Origin of the sequence: Streptomyces sp. NPDC050610, assembly GCF_040654875.1 — a bacterium.
Lineage (GTDB): Bacteria > Actinomycetota > Actinomycetes > Streptomycetales > Streptomycetaceae > Streptomyces.
The window spans coordinates 82,173-103,332 of record NZ_JBFAIV010000016.1 but is presented as its reverse complement, the minus strand read 5'-3'; the positions used below and the strand labels follow the sequence as shown (position 1 = coordinate 103,332).

17 protein-coding genes are annotated in these 21,160 nt (G+C 72.7%); 13 read left to right on the top strand and 4 right to left on the bottom strand.

Annotation, left to right across the window (positions count from 1 at the left end; genetic code table 11):
- Positions 1-19 precede the first annotated feature (19 nt).
- On the bottom strand, positions 20-2,191 hold the full coding sequence (locus AB0I22_RS20890) for a DUF2264 domain-containing protein (RefSeq protein ID WP_363132322.1): 2,172 nt from the start codon (positions 2,189-2,191) through the stop codon (positions 20-22).
- A gap of 170 nt (positions 2,192-2,361) precedes the next feature.
- Between AB0I22_RS20890 and AB0I22_RS20885 the strand changes: the two genes are divergently transcribed.
- The 7 genes from AB0I22_RS20885 to AB0I22_RS20855 all read left to right on the top strand — a co-directional run bounded on the left by AB0I22_RS20885 (position 2,362) and on the right by AB0I22_RS20855 (position 11,675).
- The gene (locus AB0I22_RS20885) at positions 2,362-3,213 is read left to right on the top strand and encodes an SDR family oxidoreductase (RefSeq protein ID WP_363132321.1); all 852 of its coding nucleotides are present in this window, start codon (positions 2,362-2,364) and stop codon (positions 3,211-3,213) included.
- A gap of 31 nt (positions 3,214-3,244) precedes the next feature.
- A complete protein-coding gene (locus AB0I22_RS20880; RefSeq protein ID WP_363132320.1) occupies positions 3,245-4,327 on the top strand; it encodes a non-canonical purine NTP pyrophosphatase in 1,083 nt (360 codons plus the stop codon).
- A 10-nt stretch (positions 4,328-4,337) separates the two neighbouring features.
- The gene (locus AB0I22_RS20875; protein ID WP_363132319.1) at positions 4,338-6,965 is read left to right on the top strand and encodes a hypothetical protein; all 2,628 of its coding nucleotides are present in this window, start codon (positions 4,338-4,340) and stop codon (positions 6,963-6,965) included.
- Between the two features lie 8 nt (positions 6,966-6,973).
- On the top strand, positions 6,974-8,320 hold the full coding sequence (locus AB0I22_RS20870) for a deoxynucleoside kinase (protein ID WP_363132318.1): 1,347 nt from the start codon (positions 6,974-6,976) through the stop codon (positions 8,318-8,320).
- Positions 8,292-9,326 carry a GTP 3',8-cyclase MoaA gene (gene moaA, locus AB0I22_RS20865; protein ID WP_363132317.1) on the top strand — a complete coding sequence of 345 codons (1,035 nt, stop codon included), beginning with the start codon at positions 8,292-8,294 and terminating at the stop codon, positions 9,324-9,326. Before AB0I22_RS20870 ends, moaA begins: the two co-directional genes overlap by 29 nt.
- A 100-nt stretch (positions 9,327-9,426) precedes the next feature.
- Entirely contained in the window at positions 9,427-10,464 is a 1,038-nt protein-coding gene (locus tag AB0I22_RS20860) for a 5'/3'-nucleotidase SurE (protein WP_363132316.1), read from the top strand.
- A complete protein-coding gene (locus AB0I22_RS20855; RefSeq protein WP_363132315.1) occupies positions 10,461-11,675 on the top strand; it encodes a glycosyltransferase in 1,215 nt (404 codons plus the stop codon). Before AB0I22_RS20860 ends, AB0I22_RS20855 begins: the two co-directional genes overlap by 4 nt.
- On the opposite strand, the gene AB0I22_RS20850 is transcribed toward AB0I22_RS20855, so the two are convergent.
- The 3 genes from AB0I22_RS20850 to def all read right to left on the bottom strand — a co-directional run bounded on the left by AB0I22_RS20850 (position 11,581) and on the right by def (position 14,810).
- Positions 11,581-12,258, bottom strand: coding sequence for a DNA methyltransferase (locus AB0I22_RS20850; protein ID WP_363132314.1), 678 nt, complete (start codon positions 12,256-12,258; stop codon positions 11,581-11,583). The two genes, AB0I22_RS20855 and AB0I22_RS20850, sit on opposite strands and share 95 nt — an antisense overlap.
- Before the next feature lie 83 nt (positions 12,259-12,341).
- The gene (locus tag AB0I22_RS20845; protein WP_363132313.1) at positions 12,342-13,892 is read right to left on the bottom strand and encodes an asparagine synthase C-terminal domain-containing protein; all 1,551 of its coding nucleotides are present in this window, start codon (positions 13,890-13,892) and stop codon (positions 12,342-12,344) included.
- A gap of 255 nt (positions 13,893-14,147) precedes the next feature.
- A complete protein-coding gene (gene def, locus AB0I22_RS20840) occupies positions 14,148-14,810 on the bottom strand; it encodes a peptide deformylase (RefSeq protein ID WP_363132312.1) in 663 nt (220 codons plus the stop codon).
- Positions 14,811-14,961: 151 nt separating this feature from the next.
- On the opposite strand from def, the gene AB0I22_RS20835 reads away from it, so the two are divergent.
- From AB0I22_RS20835 to AB0I22_RS20810, 6 genes are all read left to right on the top strand, one after another.
- The gene (locus tag AB0I22_RS20835) at positions 14,962-15,561 is read left to right on the top strand and encodes an ArsR family transcriptional regulator (RefSeq protein ID WP_363132311.1); all 600 of its coding nucleotides are present in this window, start codon (positions 14,962-14,964) and stop codon (positions 15,559-15,561) included.
- Positions 15,562-16,000: 439 nt separating this feature from the next.
- Positions 16,001-16,420 (top strand): cysteine/serine endopeptidase inhibitor, encoded by a 420-nt coding sequence (locus tag AB0I22_RS20830; protein WP_363132310.1) that lies wholly within the window; start codon positions 16,001-16,003, stop codon positions 16,418-16,420.
- Positions 16,421-16,733: 313 nt separating this feature from the next.
- Positions 16,734-17,744 carry a LacI family DNA-binding transcriptional regulator gene (locus AB0I22_RS20825; protein WP_363132309.1) on the top strand — a complete coding sequence of 337 codons (1,011 nt, stop codon included), beginning with the start codon at positions 16,734-16,736 and terminating at the stop codon, positions 17,742-17,744.
- 135 nt (positions 17,745-17,879) lie between these two features.
- Complete coding sequence (locus AB0I22_RS20820; RefSeq protein WP_363132308.1) at positions 17,880-19,277, top strand: extracellular solute-binding protein; 1,398 nt, start codon at positions 17,880-17,882, stop codon at positions 19,275-19,277.
- Entirely contained in the window at positions 19,277-20,230 is a 954-nt protein-coding gene (locus tag AB0I22_RS20815; protein WP_363132307.1) for a sugar ABC transporter permease, read from the top strand. The genes AB0I22_RS20820 and AB0I22_RS20815 overlap by 1 nt, the downstream gene beginning before the upstream one ends.
- Complete coding sequence (locus tag AB0I22_RS20810) at positions 20,230-21,111, top strand: carbohydrate ABC transporter permease (protein WP_363132306.1); 882 nt, start codon at positions 20,230-20,232, stop codon at positions 21,109-21,111. Before AB0I22_RS20815 ends, AB0I22_RS20810 begins: the two co-directional genes overlap by 1 nt.
- Positions 21,112-21,160 lie beyond the last annotated feature (49 nt).

Here is a 21,160-nt window from a genome sequence, read left to right as displayed (position 1 = left end):
TTCGCCTTCCGTTCCTTGCCTATTGCCCGCCGTGTTCCGGCCGCGATCCGTCGCCGTACGCGGTGGCGCAGTCGGTGACTACGGGGTTCGAGGCGCCCGGCCTGACCAGCAACCGCCTCTGCCCGGGCTGTGATTGGAGACGCACCGTGCGCCCGTCCACAGTTACGGAAATCCCTCGCGGGAATACCGCGTCGAGGGCGCCGCCGTCACGGTCGGTATATTCGCCGAGCAGAATGGCCGATACGTAAACGGCTTCGCCCGTAGGCCCCGTGGGGCCGGATACGTACGGCACCGCCGAACAGCGACCGAAGGCATTCGTGCCGGCACTGTGCCGCACTCCCCCCGCCGTCCAGCTATGCAGTCCGACGACGGCGCTCACCAGGCCGTCGGCCCGCCGCACCGCGGCACGCACCCCGGCTGAACGGGCGGCGGACGCTGTACGGCCGGGCGTCCCACGGGCCGGTGTCGTACGGGCAGCCGGCCGTGTCCGGTCCGCGAGGGCATAGCCGCCCTCGCGGACCGTCCACCCCACCGGCGCGACCACCCGATGCACCCGGATTTCCCACCGGCCGCACACGACGGACACGCTGTCGATACGGCAGTCGTCAAAGAACCCACGACAAGCGTCGTCGCCGTCGGACAGCGCGGCCTCGTCGAACCGCGGCCGATGCCAGGACGCGGCATAGCCGTCGGCCACGGCCACGCGGTGAATGCGCTCGCGCCGCGAGATGTCCCCGGTGGGCGAGACCAGGGCGATGTGGTTGTCGAGCCGTTCGTGCGCGGCTTCGCCGACCTCCGGCCCCGTACAGGAGGAGTAGGCGAACTTGGCGTAGTGCGGATCGTCGCGGTGCGTGGCGGGCGGGGCCGTCAGGTAGTGGCTGCCGTGGTTGAGCAGCCGCACCACACCGTCCTTCCGAGTGCCGTGGATGAGGAAGCCGGGCGTCGGAAGCGGCCTGACGCAGTCCCCGTCCTCGATGGGCAGTCGGCTTTCGACCGCGGTCCACACGGGGTGCTCCGGCGGGAGCAGCAGCCCCAGGAAGCCTTTGCTCGCGGCGTACGGCGCCCCCGGCCCGCTGTACGCCTGCGTGCCGGGCGAGAACTCCGCATACCACCCCAGCGGCAGCAGTCCCCGCGGGTCCGGCGCGCCGCGCCGCACGAAGTGGCGCAGTGTCGCGCTCGCCAGCCGCCGGGTGAGCCCGGGCGACAGTGGCGGCTCCGCGTCTTCGACGGGGGCGGCCCACGCACCGAGCCAGACGGGGGCGAGGGCGGCGAACCGGTAGGGGAGCGACCGGCCGTGGTGTACGGGGGCGCCGTCCGCGCCGAAGAGGTGCACGTACTGCGTCAGGAATGAACGCAGCCGCTCGCGGTAGACGGCGGCGCGCTTCTCCCCGCCGGCGCCCGCGATATGCGCCCACAGCAGGGTGTAGAGGTGGAAACCCCACGCGTTGTAGTAGTCGAAGCGTTCCCCGGCGTCGTAACCCGCCCCGGACTGTGAACGGATCTTCCCGTCGGCGGGGTCGCGGTAGTCGGTGCGTCGCCGCGGCCCGTCCTGGTACCAGCCGTCGCCGCGGTACCACTCGTCGACGCGCGCGAGCCCGGCTTCGATGCCGGTGCGGTCGGCGAGCGCCCCGATGGAGCTGAGGAATTCCTCCACCACGACTTGGAAGAGCACATGGTTGTTGTCCCGGGTGCGGCGGCCGGCGACGCCGGTGAGCCAGTGGGCGACGCGCTCCTGTTCGCAGGGGGCGAGCCGGTCCCACAGCCAGGGCTTGGACAGGTGGAGGGAGAGCGCGATCCCCGCGGCTTCCACGATCTGCTGGGACCCGTCGGCGATGCCCGGCCATGCCTCGGGGCCGTCGGGGCCGTTGGGGCGGGCCCCGGCGATCAGGCCCCGTGCCCAGCGTTCGGCCCTGTTGGACGGGTCCGCGCCCCGGGCGCCGGCGAGACGGATGGCGACCAGCAGGAAGCTGCGGGCGAAGCCCTCCAGGCCGTCGACGCGGCGACCGGACCAGCTGGGCGGCCCCGGCGGGTGCACCGCTGCTCCGTACGGGCTCATGTACGGCAGCAGCGCGTCCAGCAGGTGGTCGGCGACGGCCTCCCAGTGGTCCCGCGTCCACCCGGTGCGGGGGGATCGGAGGCGGTCTTCCGGGGGGAGGAGGAGACGGGGCGGGGGCTCCGGAGACCTGCTCAACTCTGCCTTCCTTTCCGGCCGGGGCAGCAGGGGCCGGTGTGGTGCAGCGGGGCGGACGGGGTGAACGAAATCCCCTGCGGTTGCGTTAAGTGATTATCTCGTCACTATTAGTACCTGTAGGCGACTCGCTCACGCCACGAGCGCCGCACCATCGAGTTTTGGGACAGGCCATGACAGCGCCGAGCACCACCTCCGGCAGCACATCGCCGACCGCGCGGCGGCCGATACCGGACTTCGCCGACACCACCTGCGTGATCACCGGCGGAGCCTCCGGCATCGGGCGCGCCACGGCCCACGCCTTCGCCGCGGCGGGAGCGCACGTCGTCCTGGTGGACCGGGACGCCGACACCCTGCACCGCACGGCCAAAGAGCTGGAGGGAACGGCCACCGAGGTGGCCGGCGACATCTCGCGGCAGGCGGACTGCCGCGCGGCCGCGCGGACCGCCGAGGCCGTCGGGCTGCCGGTACGCGCGCTCGTCAACTGCGCGGCCACCTTCCTGGCCCGCGGCGCGCAGGCCCGGCCCGACGAGTGGGACCAGAGCCTGGGCACCAACGTCAAGGGCAGCGCCATGATGACCGCCGAACTCGGCCCCTTGCTTCGCCTGGCCCAGGGCGCCGCCGTCGTCAACGTCGCGTCCATCTCGGGGCACATCGCGCAGCCCGGCCAATGGACGTACAGCGCGGGCAAGGGGGCGCTGCTGGCGCTGACCCGCTGTCAGGCTCTCGACCTCGCCGACGACGGCATCCGCGTCAACAGCGTCTCCCCGGGGCTGGTGTGGACACCCGAAGTCGAGCGGATGACGGGCGGCGACCGGGCGGGCTGGGGTCCCGTACTGGGCGAGCACCACATGCTGCGGCGGGTGGGAGAGCCGGAAGAGATCGCCGCAGCCGTGCTGTTCCTGTGCGGACCGGGCGCGACCTTCATCACCGGCGCCGACCTTCCCGTCGACGGCGGTTACCTCGCCATGGGCCACAGCCGGTCGGAGCCGGCGACGCTGCCGGGACGGTGTGACGCCCGATGACCCCCGCCTTCCGCCGCTGAGGGAGTTCCGCATGCTGCAAGCAGTTCTGGCCACCGCCAATCCGGCCAAGGCCGCGGAGATCCGGGCCCTGCTGGCCGGCTGCCTGGACCTCCTGCCCCGGCCCGCCTGGCTTCCCGACATCGTCGAGAACGGGACGACCGTCGAGGAGAACGCCTACCTCAAAGCCGCCGCGGTCGCCCGCGCCACCGGGTGCCTCGCGGTCGCCGACGACACGGTGATGGAGGTGGACGCACTCGGCGGCGCCCCCGGGCTGCGCTCCGCCCGTTACGCGGGCGAAGGCGCGTACGACGCCGAGAACATGGCGAAGGTGCTGGCGGAGATGGCGGGCGTACCGGCGTCGCAGCGCGGCGCGCGCGTACGGACCGTGGCCCTGCTGTGCCGTACGGACGGCCGGCGGGTCGCCTGCGAGGGCACGGCCCGGGGGCGCATCACCGAACGGCCGCGCGGCGACGCCGGGTTCGGCTACGACGCCGTGTTCGTACCCGACGAGGGGGACGGGCGCACGCTCGGCCAGATGACGGCGGAGGAGAAGGCCGCGCTGTACTGCCGGGGGCGGGCCTTCCGCGCACTGGCCGAGCGGCTGCGGATCAGCGCGCCCTGGCCGGGAGGCGCGGAGGAGCGCTTGTGGGGGAGCGGGTCCGGCGGCGAAGGCCGTCTCGTGCCGAGTGGGCTCGGCGGTGAGAGCCGCGTCGCGCCGTACGGGCTCGGAGGTGTGAGCCGCGTCGCGCCGCACCGGACCGGAGACGAACGTCGTATTCCGCCGTATGGGCTCGGCGGTGAGGTGCGCGTCTCGCCGTATGGGCTCGGTGTTGAGGGGCGCGTCTCGCCGTATGGGATCGGCGCTGAGGGGCGCGTCCCGCCGTACGGGATCGGCGCTGAGAATCGCGTCCCGCCGGATGGGACCGGCGGCGAACGCGGTGTCGCGGTGCACGGGACCGGCGGTGGAGGCCGTATCGCGGCGCACGGGACCGGCGGTGGAGGCCGTATCGCGGCGCACCGGCCCGGCGGTGAGCGTCGTGTCGCGCCGGATGAGACCGGCGACCCCGACCGTTTCGCACCTGGCGAGACCGGCCGAGCGCCGCGGAACCGGTGAGGAGGCCGGCATGTCCGTCACGATCGAGGTCGCGGGGCACGCGACGGTGCTGGTGCGCGCGTGCGGATTCACGCTGCTGTGCGATCCGCACCTGCACGGCGGTTACCGCGGCGGGCTGATGGGGTTCGCCCCGGCCCGGCGCATCCTGCCCCGGGCCCTCCCTCGCCCGGACGCCGTGTGGATCTCCCACTCCCACCGCGACCACTTCGACATCGCCTCCCTCCACCTCCTGGACCGCAGCCTGCCGGTGCTGCACCCCGACGACCCCCGCATCGCCCACGCCCTGCGGCGGCTCGGCTTCACCGATACGACCGTGGTGCGCGACTGGACGACGCTCACCCCGCGCCCGGGGCTGGAGCTGATGTGGACGCCCTCGACGTTCGACGGCCCGGAGCACGGCCTGGCCGTCCGTACGCCGGGCTGCTTCGTGTGGCACATGGTGGACAGCCTGGCCACTCCCGCCTGGGTGGACCGGCTGGTCGGGGCCGGGGCGCCGGATCTGCTGCTGACGCCCTGTCAGCCGATCATGGAGACCCGCAGCGTCGAGGGGGAACCGCCGGGGACGGACGCGGACTGGGCGGAGCCGCTGACGGAGCTGCTGGCCCGGGTCCGCCCAACCCACGTGGTGCCGCTGCCCGAGGGACAGTACGGGCTCGGCGACGCGGCATGGCTCAACGCCCACAAGTTCCCCGTACCGCCCGGCCTCGTCGACCAGGCCCTGCGCGCGGACGACCCGACCCGGCAGATCCTGCGCGCCGAACCGGGAGACCGGATCACCGTGACATCCGCGGCGGGCGTGCGACGGGAGAGGAACGCGCTGGCATGGGTACGCCCCACCGGCGAGCGCCAGGACCGCACGTACCACCCCGGCTCCCGGATCGGACCGCTCGCCGCGCAACACCGGGCGGACGTGCGGACGAGGGACCGTCCCGCCCCGGCCGGCCGCCTGCTGGACCAGCTGACCGGCCTCGCGTCCGATGGCGAAGCAGGCACAGCGGGTACCGCTTCCGTGTCGTCCCCGGCGCCCGCCCTCAAGGAACTCGCCGCCGACGCCCACGGCCGGTTGCGCGAGTCCGTCTACCGCTTCGTCGTCGTGGACTCCCACGCGCTCCCCGCGGCCGCACGGACCCTGCGGCTACGGACGTCGGGCCGCCTCACCGCGGAACCGTCCGCAGCCGTGCCCGACTTCGAGGTGGCGGTCGCCGCCGACGACCTGGAAGACCTCCTGACCGGCCGACTCGGCTACTCCGCCGCGCAGTACGGCGGCCGGCTGCGCGAGATCCGCCCCGGCCCGGCCGCCGACCCCGCTCCCGGCCCGGCGCTCATCACCAGCCGGCACGACCCGCTGCCGGCGCACGGCACGGTGGCCCTCTCCGGCATCGGACTGTTCGCCCTGCTGCTCCGTACCCGCCTCGGGTCCCCGCTGGTGGAGCTGGACAGCGAGATCGAGGCGTGTCTGCGCGGACGTCCGGTCCGGCCGCCCGCCGCGGCCCGCGCCCGTACGCCCCGCCCCTCGCCCGACCTCCCCGAACACCTCCTGCCGCAACTGCGGCACGTACCGGGGCAGCACACCGTATGGGCGCGCATCGGCCGGTGCCTGGCGCGCGGTGAGGACCCGGGCCACGCCTCGGGGACGGTCGTCGACGGGGACCGGTGCCGCTACGCCGGTGTGCTCGGACGGGCCCCATGGCCGGCGCCCCGGGCCCGGCCGGACGACGGCCTGGGGCTGCTGCTGCCGATCGGCCTGGTCGAGGCGCAGCCGCACCTCGGCGGCGGCGTGCGGTTCCCCGCCGACTCCTACCGTCAGTTGCTGACCAACATCGAGAACTCACCGATCCGCCGGTGGCAGCTGCTGCACAACCTCCCCGAAGGGGTGCGGGTACCGCGGTGGCGGGCGGCCTCGCTGTTTCCCGTCCCGGCCGCCCGGCTGCGCGCCGACCTGGCGCGCCGGGGGTGGCGCGGCGAGATCCTCGACCCCCTGGGGACGGCGGCCGAGGGCAGCCCGGCAGAACGGTGCTGGTGGCTGGGCGTCCCGCCGGTACGGGGAACGGGCGCGGGCGGCCGAATCCTGCGGGTGGAGGAGTCATCCGGCTGCCGGGTGCACGGGCTGGTCGAAGCCGGGCCGGAGGCGACCACCGGCCTCCTCGGGGCGGACCCGGCAGCCGCGGGAGACGCGTTGGAGCGGCCCGACTTCCGGGTGTGGGCGGCCTTTCCGCATGCCCCGACTCCGCATGCCCCGACTCCGCATGCTCCGCTTCCGGATGCCCCGACACCGGACACCTTGGAGGCCGTCGAAGCAGCGGTCCTGGACGCGCTGATCCGCGGAGACGTGCGCTTCTCCTGGCTCCTGCCGCCGCGCGAGACACGCGCCCGTGCCGGGCGGGAGGTGGACCCGGTCGTCTTCGCGGAACGGGTGGCCCTGCTGTCCCTGGCGCGACTGGCCCGTACCGGAGTGCCGGACGTGTCGGCAGACCTCCCGCTCGACGCGCCCGTCCGCTTCGCCTCGAACCGGGACCGGGACCGGGACCGGGATCGGGACCGAGATCGGGACTGGCACCGGGATCTCGACCTCGGCCCCGGGCCCGCCTCCGCCCCCGCCTCCGCCCCCAGCCCCCGCCTGTTGCCGACCGAGCCGTGAGGAACGTGATGCTCACCGATCTGCCACCAGGGCACCGCCCTGCCCACCGCCGCGCCGCCTGCCTGATCCTCGACAGCCGGGGCCGGGTCCTGCTCACCGATCCGCACGCGGGTTCCGAGGCCGTCGGCCTCCCGTGGGCCGTGGTCCCCCCGGAAGGCACGGCACGGCAGGCCGCCGCGGCCGTGGCCGGTCGCGCCTGTCGGCAGCGCGTGCCCGCCGCCCAACTGGACTACCTCGCCGAGCTGTACCTCCCCTCAGAACCGCACCGCGGAGACCCGTACGACCTTCGGGTGTTCACCTGGCGGCGCGGTACGGACACGGGCCGCGCCCCCGGCCCCCACCTGCGGTGGCGCGAGCCGGAGAGCATCGCCGCCGACGAGCTGGACCCGGCCGCTGCGCACTGCCTGAGCCGGGAACCGCACCGGCTCTCCCGCCCGGCGGCCGAGGGCGACTCGCCCCTGGCCGACATCGAACGCGCGGCACGGCGCCTGATCGATCCGGTCCCGGCCCTGTGGCGGGAGGCGGCCCCGGCCCCCATCGTGGTCCTGGGCCCGCCCGCCGTGGGCAAGAGCACGCTGCTCAAGCGGCACACCGCACGCGCGCCGCGGATCGAGCACGTACGGGACATCGTCCCGGTCAGCCGCGGCCGGGGGCACGACGGGGTACGGGAGAACTACCTGACCCGCTATCTGCGCGGCGACAACGGCTCGGCGCTCCTCTGCCAGTTGGAGACCCTCCTGCTGCGCGTGTTGCAGAACCTGCGTACGGGCGGCGGCAGCGTGCTGGACCAGGACGTGCACAGTTCGCTGGCGTACGCGAAGGCGATGCGGCTGAGCGGCGCGCTGAGCTCGCAGCAGTACGAGACCTACTACCGCTACCACCACCTGATCACCTCGGCCCTGCCGTCGCCGGCGGCCGTGGTGCACCTGACGGCGCGTACGGACGTGCTGATGCGCCGGATGCGGCGGCGCAACCGCGTTCTGGAGCGGTCCTTCACCAGTTCCTATGTCTCTCTGGTGTCGCAGTGCTTCGAAGACGTGGCCGAGGAGCTGTCGGCGCGCGTACCGGTCCGCCATCTCGACGCGTCCGAGCTGTCCCCCGACCAAGTGCTGGAGCGCTTCCGCGACATGGTCCCGGAAGCGCATCCCGCACCTGCCGGGACGCCAGCCCGGAACTCCGCCGAGGCCCCTGACCGGGACCTCACCGAGACCCTCATCCGGAATTCCACCGAGGTCCTCGCCGAGTCCCTCACCCGGAACCCCACCGAGACCCTCACCCCGAACCCCATCGAAAACGCAGCCCAGAACCAGAAGAGGAGCAGCAGCCATGGCAGCACCCACGTACGACTGGCGTAACCCGGGCCCCGCCCCCACCGAGGGCCCGCTCGCCGACACCTTCGGCCGCGTCGCAGGCGACCTGCGGATCTCGGTCATCGACAAGTGCAATCTGCGCTGCACCTACTGCATGCCGGCCGAGGGGCTGCCCTGGCTGGAGAAGGACGAGATCCTCACCGTCGAGGAGATCGACCGCATGGCCCGCCTCTTCCACTCCCTGGGCGTGCGCGAGTTCAAGATCACGGGCGGGGAGCCGACCGTACGCCGCGAGCTTCCCGAGATCGTCCGGCGGGTGTGCGCACTGGAGGGGGTGGACGTCTCCATCACCACCAACGGGCTGCTGCTGGACAGACTCGCCGGGCCGCTGCGCGAGGCCGGGCTGCGCCGCGTCACGGTCTCCTGCGACTCGCTGCTGAGCCACCGCTACGCCGAGATGACCCGGCGGGACGCCTTCGCCAAGGTGTCCAAGGGGCTGGAGGCCGCCCGGGAAGCGGGGCTCGACCCCATCAAGATCAACTGTGTGGTCATCCGCGGCACCAACGACGACGAAGCGGTCGACTTCGCGCGCCTGGCCCGAGAGGGCGGCTACGACGTGCGCTTCATCGAGTACATGCCGCTCGACGCCGAACAGACCTGGGAGCGCGAGAAGGTGGTGCCGGCCGAGGAGACGCTGGCCGCCGTCTCCCGCGTCTTCGACCTCGTCCCCGTCGCCCACGACTCGCCCCAGCCGGCCACCTCCTTCCGGTTCGCCGACGGCGCTCCCGGCGGCCTGGGCTTCATCCCCTCGGTGACCAACCCCTTCTGCGAGAGCTGCAACCGCATGCGCGTCACCGCCGAAGGGGCCTTCCGCGTCTGCCTGTTCGCCCTGGAGGAGACCGACCTGCGCGCCGCGCTCCGCTCGGGCGCAGACGACCCCGCACTGGAGCGGATGATCCGCGAAGCCCTCTGGCACAAGTGGCCCGGACACAAGATCAACCACCCCGACTTCGTCCGCCCCGACCGCAGCATGTCCATGATCGGCGGCTGACCCCGATGCGCCGCGCGGCCCGACGGCACGGACCCACCCAATGGCACGGGCCGACCCGACGGCACCGATCGACCCGGTGGTACCGGGGGAGGAGCACCGTATGACGGCAGGCGCCAGAGTCCTGGTGACCAACGACGACGGGGTGGCGGGCGAGGGCCTGCACCGGCTGGCCCGCTACCTCCGTGACCAGGGCTTCGACGTGGTCGTAGCGGCGCCCGAAAGGGACGAGAGCGGCTGCGGCACCAGCCGCGCGGTCGCCCCGGACGGGCTGGTGCCCACCCGGTCGTCCCGTGACCCGGCGGGCCCGACCGGAATCCCCGTCCACGCCGTGGCGGCCCCGCCGGGGCTGATCGTCGCGGCAGCCTGCCAGGGCGCCTTCGGGCCGGCGCCCGACCTGGTCCTGTCCGGCGTCAATCCGGGAGCCAACATCGGCCCGGCCGTGGTGCACTCCGGCACGGTCGGCGCCGCGTTCACCGCGGTCCAGTACGGCCGACCGGCCATCGCCGTGTCCCTCGGCCACGGCGCTCCGTACCACTGGGACACGGCGCTCGACGCGCTGGCGACCGTACTGCCCGGCATCCTGGCGGCCGCACGGAGGAGGCGGCGGCAGCCACCGCCGCTGTGGAACCTGAACGTGCCGAACGTGCCCGCGCACCGGCTGGCCGGAGTGGTGCGCGCCGGGCTCGGCGCCCACGCGGACAGCCGCTTCACCATCCAGCGCCTCGGCCCGGAACTCCTGTACGCCTCCCACCAGCCGGCCGCACACGGCGACGGCGGCGAGGCGGCCCTCCTCGCCGCCGGCTACGCGACGGTGACGCCGCTGCGTCCGGTCGGCGAGGACACCGAAGCTCTCCTCCCGTTCCCTGCCGCGGAGCAGGGGCGACCGGCGGACCAGACCTGTCCGGCGGACCAGAACCGTCCAGCGGAAAAGGATCGGCCCGCGGTCCAAGCCCGCCCAGCGGTCCAAGCCCGCCCCGCGGAACAAGATCGGCCCGCGGTCCAAGCCCGCCCCGCGGTCCAAGCCCATCCCACGGACCAGGACCACCCCGCCGCGCGGGGCCGCCCGGCGGCACCGGACGCCGGGCGGAAACCCGCCTCGCGCCAACACCCCGCCGAACTCGCCCGGGAGCCCTCATGACCCGCCGCGTCGTCTCCTTCACCTGGGGCCGGGGCCTCGGGCACGTCTCGCGCCTCATCGCCGTCCACACCGAACTCCAGGCCCAGGGCTGGGACTCGCTCCTGCTCACCGAGCGCCACCAGCGGCTCATCGACGACCACGGCTTCCGTCAGACGGTCATCCCCACCGACGCCGACAGCCTGGTCGGCGAGCCCCTGCACGGTACCGGCCCCGCCGTCGACCACCGCCTCGCCCAGGCGCTGGTGGCCCAGGCGCTGCGTCCGGACGACGCGGTACTGCACGACGTGACGGTGCAACGAGAGCTGTACGAACACGCCACCCGGCTGGGCTGCCCCCAATTCCTCGTCCACCGCTTTCAGCGCAACCGGCCCGACCCCGCGGCCTGGGTCGCCCGCCACACGCCCGCCATCGGCCGCGTCTACCTGCTCGGCGCCCCCGAACGGCAGGCCGTGGAACACGGGGTGAGCCTGGTGGGGGTGGACGACGTCGTACGCCGCCTGCTCGGCACGCGCTCCCCGTGGCCCCCAGACACGTCGGCGATGAAGGTCGCCGTGGTGGCAGGCGGAGGCGGCCACGCGGATGCCGCCGGCTTCCTCGACGCCGCACTCCACGGCGTACGGGCGTATGCCCGGCGCGCGGCCGTCGAGGCCGTAGACGTGCTGGTGCTCACCGGCCCGCACTTCGACGGACACGTCCTCGTGCCGCCCGGTCTGCCCGGCCCCGTACGGGTCGCCCCCTACCTGGGGCCTGAGTACGACGTCTACCGGCACGCCACGGTCGCGATCACCCACGCCGGCTACAACACCGTGCGGGAACTCGTACGTTCCGGGGTGCCGGCCGTGGCCGTGCCCGGCGTTCGCGACTTCGACGACCAGCGGGTGCATCTGCGGGCCGCCGCCGCGCGGTTGAACGCGACAGTGGCCGAGGCGGACGCGCGCTCCGTCGCCGACGGCCTCGCTGCCGTGCTGGGGGCGGGCACCGGCACCGGCACCGACGCCCACGCTGTCGTGCCGTCCGCCTCCGGCTCCGCTTCCGGCTCCGCCTCCGCTTCCGGCTCGCGAGGGGCGCCCGCCGGGGACGGAGCCTCCGCCATCGCCCGCGACCTGCTGGCGGCCGTCACGGCTCGTGGCGGAACACCAGGAGGTGGGTGTGGTGATAGCCGGGAGCCGCGTGGTCGGACCCTGTCTGCACGAAGACGATGTCCTCGCTGAAGTGGAAGAGCTCTCCCAGCAGCATGCCGAACTCCCACACCAGCGGCCGGGTCCAGCGCCATTCGGGACGCCGCAGCTGGGACACCTCGATCGCCACCGTCGCCCCCGGGGCGAGGAAGCGCGTAAGCCCCGCGAAGATGCGTCGCGCGTCGCCGAGATGGGTGTCGCGGCCGTCGCGCCCCACGGAGGTGCGGAAACTGGTGAACGGCGGGCTGGTCAGCAGCAGCGCGAACGGAGGCCAGGGCCCGGCGTCGGCGTGCTCCGCGTCCGCGACGAGAAGGCGCGCCGGGTCGGGCAGCCGCGTCCTGGCGAAGGCGGCGCGCTGCTCGTCGCGTTCGAACCCCACGGCCTCGCGGCCCAGCCGGTCGGCCACGGCGAGCGTGGTGCCGAAGCCGCAGAACGGGTCGAGGACCCAGTCGCCCGGGCGGGAGAAGTTCTCCACCGCGTACGCGGCCAGGGATTCCGGAAACCGCATGTCCGTCGGGCCCGGATAGTCGATGGTCTCCAGCGCCCCGTCGATCATCTGCCAGGAGCGCCGATCGGCTCGCCGCCCGTCGTCGTACATGGTCGAAGCATCGGTCATGGATTCGCTTCTCCTCGGTGGTCCGATACGGAACGCAGCGGCTCTATCCGGAACGCAGCGGCCCTATTCGGAACGCAGCGGCCCTATTCGGAAACGCGGCCGCCGTTATCGGAGACAAGGGCCTCCAGGTGGAACAGCTGGACGGCGAAGGGCGCGAATGTGTCCACGGCCCGCCACGACGGCGGGCGCCCGCCGCCGGTGAGCAGCTTGGGCAGCAGCCCGTCGGCCGATCGCCACCATCCGCGTTCCCGGGTGAGGGCGTGGAAGGACAGGTCGGCGAGGTACAGCAGCCGGTTGGCCGCCACGCGGGGCCCGCGCCGCATCGGGCCCTCGACGAACGGCAGATGCGCGAGACGCGGATAGGCGCGCCGGATCGCCTCGGTATGAAAACCCTCGTCCGCCAGTACGCGCTCCGGGAGCGCCGCCATCAGATCGAACAGGTCGTGGTCGAGATACGGCAGATGCACCCGCAGCCCGCCGTGGCCCATCAGCCGGAGAGGGTGCGGCCCGATGGCCCGCCGGATCCGGTTCCAGAAGAGGAAGGACGCCAGCGGGAAGGCCGCGCCCTGGTGCCGGGCGAACTCGGCGGCGATCCGGGCCTCGGCGCGGTCCCTGCTCCACCGCCTCAGCCGGTTCGACGGGATGAGGCGGGGCAGCAGCGGGTCGAGTCCGTACTGCTCCACCAGCCACCCGGCCGCCCCCGCCGGGCTCCGCGTCCGCTCCCTGTCGCGCGGCGGGCGGCGGTAGTGGAAGGGCGTCTGCCACAGGATGTCGCCGCCGAACCCGTCGTACGTGAGCCCGCTGTGAGCCCGTACGTACCGGCAGAGCGGCAGCATCCACGGGCCTTCCACCGAGCAGTGCTGCTGGAGCCGGCCGGTGACGAGCTCGGCCCGCAACTCCGAGGGGCCACGCGGCACATACGTGTGCGGGACCCCCACCGCGGCGGCGACCAGGGGCGCGAGGCGCACGTCGGCGTCCCGGCTGGTGAACTTCCCCGTCGTCACGGTCAGCCGGGGCGGCGCGCCCTGCCGGACCAGCTCCAGCAGCATGTGCCGGGAGTCCCGGCCGCCGCTCAGCGGCAGCACGTAGTCGTCCGCCGGCAGCCGGGCGGCGATGGCCGACCGGAACAGCTCCACCCCGGCGTCGACGGCTTCGCCGCGCGTGATCTGCCGAGGGTCCGGGTGCAGCTGAGCGGGGCCGTGGCCCTGCTCCCAGCGCAGCCCTTCCCCGGCTCGTACGGGCGTCCACTCCATCCGCGCGCCGGGCGGCAGGGCGCGCACCGCCCGGAACGGGGTGTCCTCGGCGAGGAACGTCCCGAGGCGCAGGAACACCGCCAGCGCGTCGTCGTCCACGGCGGCCGGCGCCCCCATGTCCAGGAGCCGGGACAGCTCGGTGGAGAGCATCACGGCGCTGTCCGTCACCGCGTAGAAGACCTTGGGCAGCCCGTAGCGGTCACAGCGGACGGTGAGCCGCCGCCCGTCCCAGTGCCAGGCGGCGAAGGGGTCTCCGGGGGCGCCGTCCGGGTCGCCGAGACACACGGACGGCGCGCCCTCGGTCTCGACCCGGCCGTTCCGGGCGACGTCGAGCCGCAGGCAGGGCGCGGTGCCGCCGGATGCCGAGCGCTGCTTTCCCATCCGTACCACCAGAGGACTCCACGGCGCCGGCACGCTTCCTGCCGCCGTCGCCACCACTCGGACACCCGCCGCACCGGCCGGGACGATGGCTCGAACGTCCCCCGTCCCGGCGCGTGCCGCCACCGCTGCTCCGCCATCCGGAAGCATCCGAAGGAATCAGAAGGAATACGAAGGAATCAGAAGGCATGCGGAAGCATGCGGAAGCATGCGGAAGCATGCGGAAGGGGCGGGGGAGCGGAGGCAGACTGGACGGACCTACCGACCCAGCTCGGCGGCCTTGGCGGCGCGCCGGGCGAAGACCTCTTCGCGGCGGTTCTCCATCTGCCGCAGCGCGTCCTTGCGGTCGCGCTTGGAGAGCCGGTCGAGATACGTGTGGCCCAGGAGATGGTCGCACTCGTGCTGAAGGCACCGGGCGAAGTAGCCGGTCCCTTCGATGACGACCGGTTCGCCGTCCTTGTCGAACCCCCGCACCACCGCGCGGTCGGTACGGGGCACCGGCATGGTGGCGCCCGGCACGGAGAGGCACCCCTCATGGTCGTCGATGAGGCGGCGACCGCCGGGACCGGGCAGCTCCAGAACCGGGTTGGCGATGTGGCCGACATGCCGGACCCCGGCGTCGTCCGGGCAGTCGTACACGAAGAGCCGCAGGTCGACGCCGACCTGGTTGGCGGCGAGGCCGGCGCCGTCGGCCACGTACATCGTCAGGAACATGTCGTCGATCAGCGCCGAGAGCTCGGCGGAGCCGAACTCGGCGACGTCCCGGCACCGGCGGCTCAGGACCTCTTCGCCGACCTCCGTGACGAGGCGCGCCGAACCGCGCCGCGCCTCCGCCGGCAGGGCCGGGTACGAGTCGACGGGTCGCCCCTGCACGCGGACTCGCGGGTCGGCGGGACGGGACCGGTCGTGATGAACGGACATGGTGCTGGTGTCTCCCCTTTTTCGCATTTTTTCGCACGCCACGGCAGGCGGTGCGTACGCCACAGGCATCGCGTACGCGTCACTGCGGCCTGACGTGCCTGAGCTGAGCGCGGACTTGCCAAGTGCTTTGCAAAGTAGCAGACTTTGCAAAGTGACTGAAGATGACCTCGGCGACTCCCGGCCCGGCCGGACCCGCGACCACGACGGACTGCGCGAGCACGAGGTCCGTACCGCCCTGCTGGCCCTGCTGGCGGAGGTCGGGACCGTCACCGCGACCGAAGCCGCCGCCCGGCTCGGCTACAGCTCCGGCCTCTGCTCCTTCCACCTGCGGCAACTCGCCCGCCACGGCCACGTCGAAGAGGCCCCGCACAGCGGGGGACGGGCCCGGCCCTGGCGCCTGCGGCAGCGCGACCACGCCGCCGATGAGCCCGCGGAGGATTTCAGCGACTTGGCCCGCGGGCTGGAGGACGAGAGCTGGCGCCGATGGCTCGCCCAGCGCGACCAGGCGCCGGCCGAGTGGCGCCAGGACGAAGCCTTCAGCGCCGTCGCCTACCTGACGCCCGACGAGATGAGCCGGGTGGCGGCCGTACTCCGGCGGGCGCTCGCCCCCTACCAGGACCGGGAGCAGCGCCCGTTGGCCCGGCCCGAAGGCGCTCGGCCCGTGGCACTCATCTCCCGGCTGTTCCCCCTGCTGTCCGAGGCGGCGGACGAGGCGCCGGACGGGGCGACGGACGAGGCGGACGGCGACTGAGGTGTAGGGGCACCGGGGCGGGAGGCGCGGGGGCGGACCTCCCATGTATGTCCGGGGAGCGACCGTGTACGTGCCGGGGGCGACACGGCGGGGCCGAGTACGACGCCGGTGCGGGGGACACCGGTAACGGTCCGGTGAGCGGACGGCTCGTCCGGCCGTTCCGGGCCAAACTCCCCGAATATATCCGCTAGTTCAGGACAGCTGTGCCCATCGGGGGTTGTGGGGCGGCCGGAGTCCATGACACTCATGTGCTCGGGAGAGCTCCGAGGACTGCCGCCCCCGAGAACCGCGCGCCCGGGTGTCGTACGCGCGTCGGCGACGGCAACGAGCCGGTGGCCTCCCGCCGTTGCGCACCCCCGGACGTACCGCCGTCCAGTCGACGGCGCTCGCCCGAGCACGGCCCCGGCACCACCCGGATGAACTCGGATGAGGAGAAGCCATGCGCGCATCCATACGCTGGAGATCCACGGTCTGCGGCGTGATCGCCGTCACCGGCATAGCCCTCGGCACCGGAACGGCCCACGCCGATGTCCCCATCGGCAAGGCCATGACCGGCAAGATGACCTACTACAACGACAAGGGCTACGGCGCCTGCGGCACGTATATCGACCCCACCGCGCAGGACTTGGTCGCGGTCTCCGCCGCGTGGTGGACCTCGCCCAACCCGAACAAGGACCCGCTCTGTTCCGGGATAAAGGTGCAGGTCACGTACAAGGGCAAGACGATTACGGTGCCGGTCAGGGACAAGTGCCCCTCCTGCGCCTCGACCCATATCGACCTCGGCCAGGCGGCTTTCCGCAAGCTGGTGCCGGCGGGCACCGACATGGTCGAGAAGGTCAGTTGGAAATTCGTCCGCTGAGACCGGCCCTTGCCGGCCGTTCTGGCGTAGCGGCCCGTACTGCTGGAACGGCCCGCGCTGACGCGACACCGCATTGATGCAGCGGCCGTCCGAATGCGACGGCCGTCCGGATGTGGTGGCCGTATCGGAACGACGCGGGCCCGGTGCACGGCGGCGGCGCACTCACCGCACCCGCCATCGGGCCCGCCGTCAAGCCGTTCCCGAGCGGCAAGGCCCGCGACGCAGGCCTCCCGTAAGCGCGAGGAAGCGCCAGGAATCACGAGGAACGCAAGCAGCGCAAGCAGCGTGCAAGGCTTGCGCTAATGTTGCGTGTATGACGCGACGACTTGCGCTGGTGGCGAAGAAGGTGGGCGTTTCCGAGGCCACCGTCAGCCGGGTGCTGAACGGCAAGCCCGGAGTCTCGCAGGCCACTCGGCAGGCGGTGCTCACGGCGCTGGACGTGCTCGGCTACGAGCGGCCGACCCAGCTGCGCGGCGAGCGCGGCAAGCTCATCGGGCTGGTGCTGCCCGAGCTGTCGAACCCGATCTTCCCCGCCTTCGCCGAGGTCGTCGGCGGCGCGCTCGCCCAGCGCGGGCTCACTCCCGTGCTCTGCACCCAGACGCCGGGCGGCATCCAGGAGACGGACTATGTGGACCTGCTGCTCCAACAGCAGGTCTCCGGCGTGGTGTTCGCGGGCGGGCTGTACGCCCAGGCGGACGCGGCGCACGACCACTACCGGCTGCTGCACGCCAGGAACCTGCCGGTGGTGCTGGTCAACGCGCCCATTCCGGGGCTGGACTTCCCCTGCGTCTCCACCGACGACGCGGTCGCGGTGGAGCAGGCGTGGCGCCACCTCACCTCGCTCGGGCACGAGCGGATCGGTCTGGCGCTCGGCCCGTCCGACCACGTGCCCTCGCGGCGCAAGCTGGCCGCCGGGCGGGCCGTGGCGCGGGCCGCGGGCGCCGAACTGCCGGAAGAGCGCGTGGTGCGCGGGATGTACTCGATGGAGGGCGGCCACGCGGCGGCTTCCCGGCTGCTGGACGCGGGGGTGACCGGCATCGTCTGCGCCAGCGACATCATCGCGCTGGGCGCGGTGCGAGCCGCGCGCCGGCGCGGGCTGCGGGTGCCGCGGGACGTGTCGGTGGTGGGGTACGACGACTCGCCGCTGATGACCGTGACGGAGCCGCCGCTGTCGACCGTCCGGCAGCCGATCGACGCGATGGGCCGCACCGCGGTCCAGCTGCTGACGGCGCAGATCGACGGCCGGGAAGTGGTCCGCGACGAGATCATGTTCGAGCCCGAGCTCGTCGTACGGGGCTCGACCGGCCCGGCCCCGTCGGGCTGAGGGCCCGTCCGTCGAACCGAGTGACCCGCTGTCAGTATTTTGCAAGTTCCGCGTGACATCTTGCCCTCTCTTGACCCCGGTGCTTGAGTGTGCGCCACCGCTCACCGCATCGCTCACGCCCAGAGGGGTCCACCGATGTCCTCCACGTCGCCGTCCACGAGAAGCCGTTCCCTCGCCCTCGCCTCCGCCGCCGTCCTCTCCCTGACCGCGCTCGCCGGGCTCACCGCCTGCGGCACCAGCAGCGACGGCGGCGACGGCGGGGACAGTGCGCCGGGCGGCAAGGTGAAGCTCGCCGTCAACGGCCGGCCGCCCACGACGCAGGCGTTCGAGCGCGAGCTCTTCGACAAGCATGTGCGGCAGTTCGAGCAGGCCAACCCGGACATCGACATCGTTCCCCACGAGGGCTTCATGGACCCGAAGACCTTCAACGCCAAGCTGGCGGGCGGCAAGTTGGAGGATGTCTTCTACGTCTACTTCACCGACACCCGCGGCCTGATCGCGAAGAAGCAGGCGGCCGACATCACCGACTACATCAAGGACATGCCGCACCGCGGCGACGTCCAGGACGGGCTGATGAAGGTGTTCCAGGACGACAGGGCCCGCCAGTACGGCCTCCCGACCGCCAACTACTCGATGGGCCTGCTCTACAACCGCGCGCTGTTCGAGAAGGCCGGGCTCGACCCGGACAAGCCGCCGCGGACCTGGGCGGAGGTCCGCGCCGCGGCGCGGCGGATCGCGCGGCTCGGCGACAACACCGCCGGCTACGCCGACTTCTCCAAGAACAACCAGGGCGGCTGGCACTTCACCGCCGAGCTGTACTCGCGCGGCGGCCGGATGGCCACCGAACACGACGGAAAGTGGAAGGCCGCGTTCAACTCGGCGGCGGGCAAGGCCACCCTCCAGGACCTGCACGACATGCGCTGGAAGGACGGTTCCATGGGCAGCAAGCAGCTGCTCCAGGCCGAGGACGTCCAGCGGATGATGGGCAGCGGCAAGCTCGGGATGTACGTGTCCGCCGCCGACAACATCACCGTCATCGCCAAGCAGTTCGGCGGCGCGTACCGGGATTACGGCCTCGCACCCGTGCCCGACGCCAAGGCGACGCTGATCGGCGGCGAGGGGTACATGGTCAACCCCAAGTCCTCGCCGAAGAAGATCAAGGCCGCGGTCAAGTGGCTCCAGTGGAAGTTCCTCGACCCGGACCTCGTCGAGCGGAACATCAAGGACAACCTGGAGGCCAAGCTCCCCGTCGGGCTGCCCATGCCGCCCACCCCCGACATCTGGAAGGGCTCCGTCCGCGACCGGGTCGAGAAGGCCAAGCGCACGTACGCCAACGTCCCCGTCGGCAACTACCAGTCCTTCATGGACGCGGCGCCCCGCGTCCCCGGCCTGATCGAGCCCCCGGAGGCACAGCAGGTCTACGCCGCGCTCGACAACGCGATGCAGGCCGTCCTCACCGACAAGGACGCCGACATCGACGCGCTTCTCACCGCCGCCGAGAACAAGGTCGACCAGATCTACAGCGCGCTCTGATGGCCGCCGCGCCCGCGCTGAGGACGACGGCGCCCCCGGCCCCGCCGGCCGCCGCCGAGCGGGAGCGCCGCGCCGCACGTCGCCGCCGTACGGTGCGCGAGCACCTGACCGCGTACGGGTTCCTGTGCGCCGCCGTGGTCGTCTTCGCGCTGTTCTCCTGGTGGCCGATCATCCGCAACGTGCTGCTGAGCTTCCAGCACGTCAACTTCGCGACCGGCAGCACCTGGGCCGGCCCGGCCAACTTCGAGAAGCTGTTCCGCGACCCCCTGCTGGCCACGGCGTGGCGCAACACCGCGCTGTTCACCGCCTACGCGCTGGTCCTGGGCTTCCTCGTGCCGTTCATCACCGCGGTGCTGCTCAACGAGTTCCGGCACGCCCGCGCGTACTTCCGCGTTCTCGTCTACCTCCCGGTGATGCTGCCGCCGGTCGTCGTGGCGCTGATGTGGAAGTGGTTCTACGACCCGGGCCCGGGGCTGCTCAACGAGATCCTGCGCACCCTCCACCTGCCGGCCTCCGGCTGGCTGGACTCCTCCTCCACCGCACTGGTCTCCCTGGTGATCGTCTCCACCTGGGCCAACATGGGCACCGCCACCCTGATCTACCTGGCCGCCCTCCAGACCGTCCCCGGCGAGCTGTACGAGGCGGCGGAGCTCGACGGCGCGAACCTCTGGCAGCGGCTGCGCCACGTCACGATCCCGCAGACCCGGTTCGTCCTGCTGGTCCTCCTGCTGCTCCAGATCGTCGCGACGATGCAGGTGTTCACCGAGCCCTACGTGATGACCGGCGGCGGGCCCGACGACTCCACGGTCACCGTGATGTTCCTCGTCTACCGCTACGCCTTCGTCTACAACGACTTCGGCGCCGCGAGCGCGCTGAGCCTGCTGCTGCTCCTCGTCCTCGCCGGGTTCTCCGCCCTCTACCTGCGCGCCACCCGCGGCGCCAAGGAGGACTGATGGCCGCCTCGACGCGTACGCTCGTCCGCCCCGGCGTCCTGCGCACCCGCAAGGGGAAGCTCGTCTACTGGTCGGTGCTGGCCGTGGCACTGGCGCTGTTCACCGTCGCCTTCCTCGTCCCGCTGTACTGGGCCGCCACGGGCGCGATGAAGTCCTCGGCGGAACTGGCCCGGACCCCGCCCACCTACGTCCCCGAGCACTGGCACCCCGAGAACTACGCACGGGCCTGGCGCGAGATGGACCTCACCCGTTACTTCCTCAACACCGTGCTGCTGGCGGGCGGCGCCTGGCTGATCCAGCTCGCCGTGCAGGTCCCCGCCGCGTACGCGCTCTCCAAGCTGCGGCCCCGGTTCGGGAACGTGGTGCTGGGACTGATGCTGGTCACCCTGATGATGCCCGCCACCGCGCTGCTGGTGCCCGCCTACCTCACGGTCGTCGACGTCCCGCTGGTCAACCGGAACCTCATCAACAGCCCGAGCGCGGTCTGGCTGCCCGCCGCCGCCAACGCCTTCAACATCTACATCCTCAAGAACTTCTTCGACCGCGTCCCCGACGAACTGCTGGACGCCGCGCGCATCGACGGCTGCGGCCCGATCGGCACCATGCGGCGGATCGTGCTGCCGCTGTCCCGGCCGATCCTCGCCGTGGTGTCGATCCTCTCCGTCGTCGCCGCGTGGAAGGACTTCCTCTGGCCGCTGCTCGTCCTGCCCGACCCCGCGAAGCAACCGCTGAGCGTCTTCCTCCAGCGCATCGCCCAGGACACCCCGCTCAACAGCCTGGTCGCGGGCCTGGTACTGGCCTCGCTGCCGCTGGTCGCGCTGTTCCTGGTCTTCCAGCGGCAGATCGTCGCCGGCCTCGGCGCGGGCGGCCTCAAGGGCTGACGCCGCCTGCCCGACCGCCCGACCGCGCCCCGGCACACCCCGTACGAAC

Bases quoted from the DNA above. Each gene is read 5' to 3' on its own strand.
- AB0I22_RS20850 (WP_363132314.1), bottom strand. From the start codon at position 12,258: ATGACCGATGCTTCGACCATGTACGACGACGGGCGGCGAGCCGATCGG.
- AB0I22_RS20860 (WP_363132316.1), top strand. From the start codon at position 9,427: ATGACGGCAGGCGCCAGAGTCCTGGTGACCAACGACGACGGGGTGGCG.
- AB0I22_RS20845 (WP_363132313.1), bottom strand. From the start codon at position 13,892: ATGGGAAAGCAGCGCTCGGCATCCGGCGGCACCGCGCCCTGCCTGCGG.
- AB0I22_RS20880 (WP_363132320.1), top strand. From the start codon at position 3,245: ATGCTGCAAGCAGTTCTGGCCACCGCCAATCCGGCCAAGGCCGCGGAG.
- AB0I22_RS20870 (WP_363132318.1), top strand. From the start codon at position 6,974: ATGCTCACCGATCTGCCACCAGGGCACCGCCCTGCCCACCGCCGCGCC.
- moaA (WP_363132317.1), top strand. From the start codon at position 8,292: ATGGCAGCACCCACGTACGACTGGCGTAACCCGGGCCCCGCCCCCACC.
- AB0I22_RS20830 (WP_363132310.1), top strand. From the start codon at position 16,001: ATGCGCGCATCCATACGCTGGAGATCCACGGTCTGCGGCGTGATCGCC.
- AB0I22_RS20810 (WP_363132306.1), top strand. From the start codon at position 20,230: ATGGCCGCCTCGACGCGTACGCTCGTCCGCCCCGGCGTCCTGCGCACC.
- AB0I22_RS20820 (WP_363132308.1), top strand. From the start codon at position 17,880: ATGTCCTCCACGTCGCCGTCCACGAGAAGCCGTTCCCTCGCCCTCGCC.
- AB0I22_RS20815 (WP_363132307.1), top strand. From the start codon at position 19,277: ATGGCCGCCGCGCCCGCGCTGAGGACGACGGCGCCCCCGGCCCCGCCG.
- AB0I22_RS20875 (WP_363132319.1), top strand. From the start codon at position 4,338: ATGTCCGTCACGATCGAGGTCGCGGGGCACGCGACGGTGCTGGTGCGC.
- def (WP_363132312.1), bottom strand. From the start codon at position 14,810: ATGTCCGTTCATCACGACCGGTCCCGTCCCGCCGACCCGCGAGTCCGC.
- AB0I22_RS20885 (WP_363132321.1), top strand. From the start codon at position 2,362: ATGACAGCGCCGAGCACCACCTCCGGCAGCACATCGCCGACCGCGCGG.
- AB0I22_RS20855 (WP_363132315.1), top strand. From the start codon at position 10,461: ATGACCCGCCGCGTCGTCTCCTTCACCTGGGGCCGGGGCCTCGGGCAC.
- AB0I22_RS20825 (WP_363132309.1), top strand. From the start codon at position 16,734: ATGACGCGACGACTTGCGCTGGTGGCGAAGAAGGTGGGCGTTTCCGAG.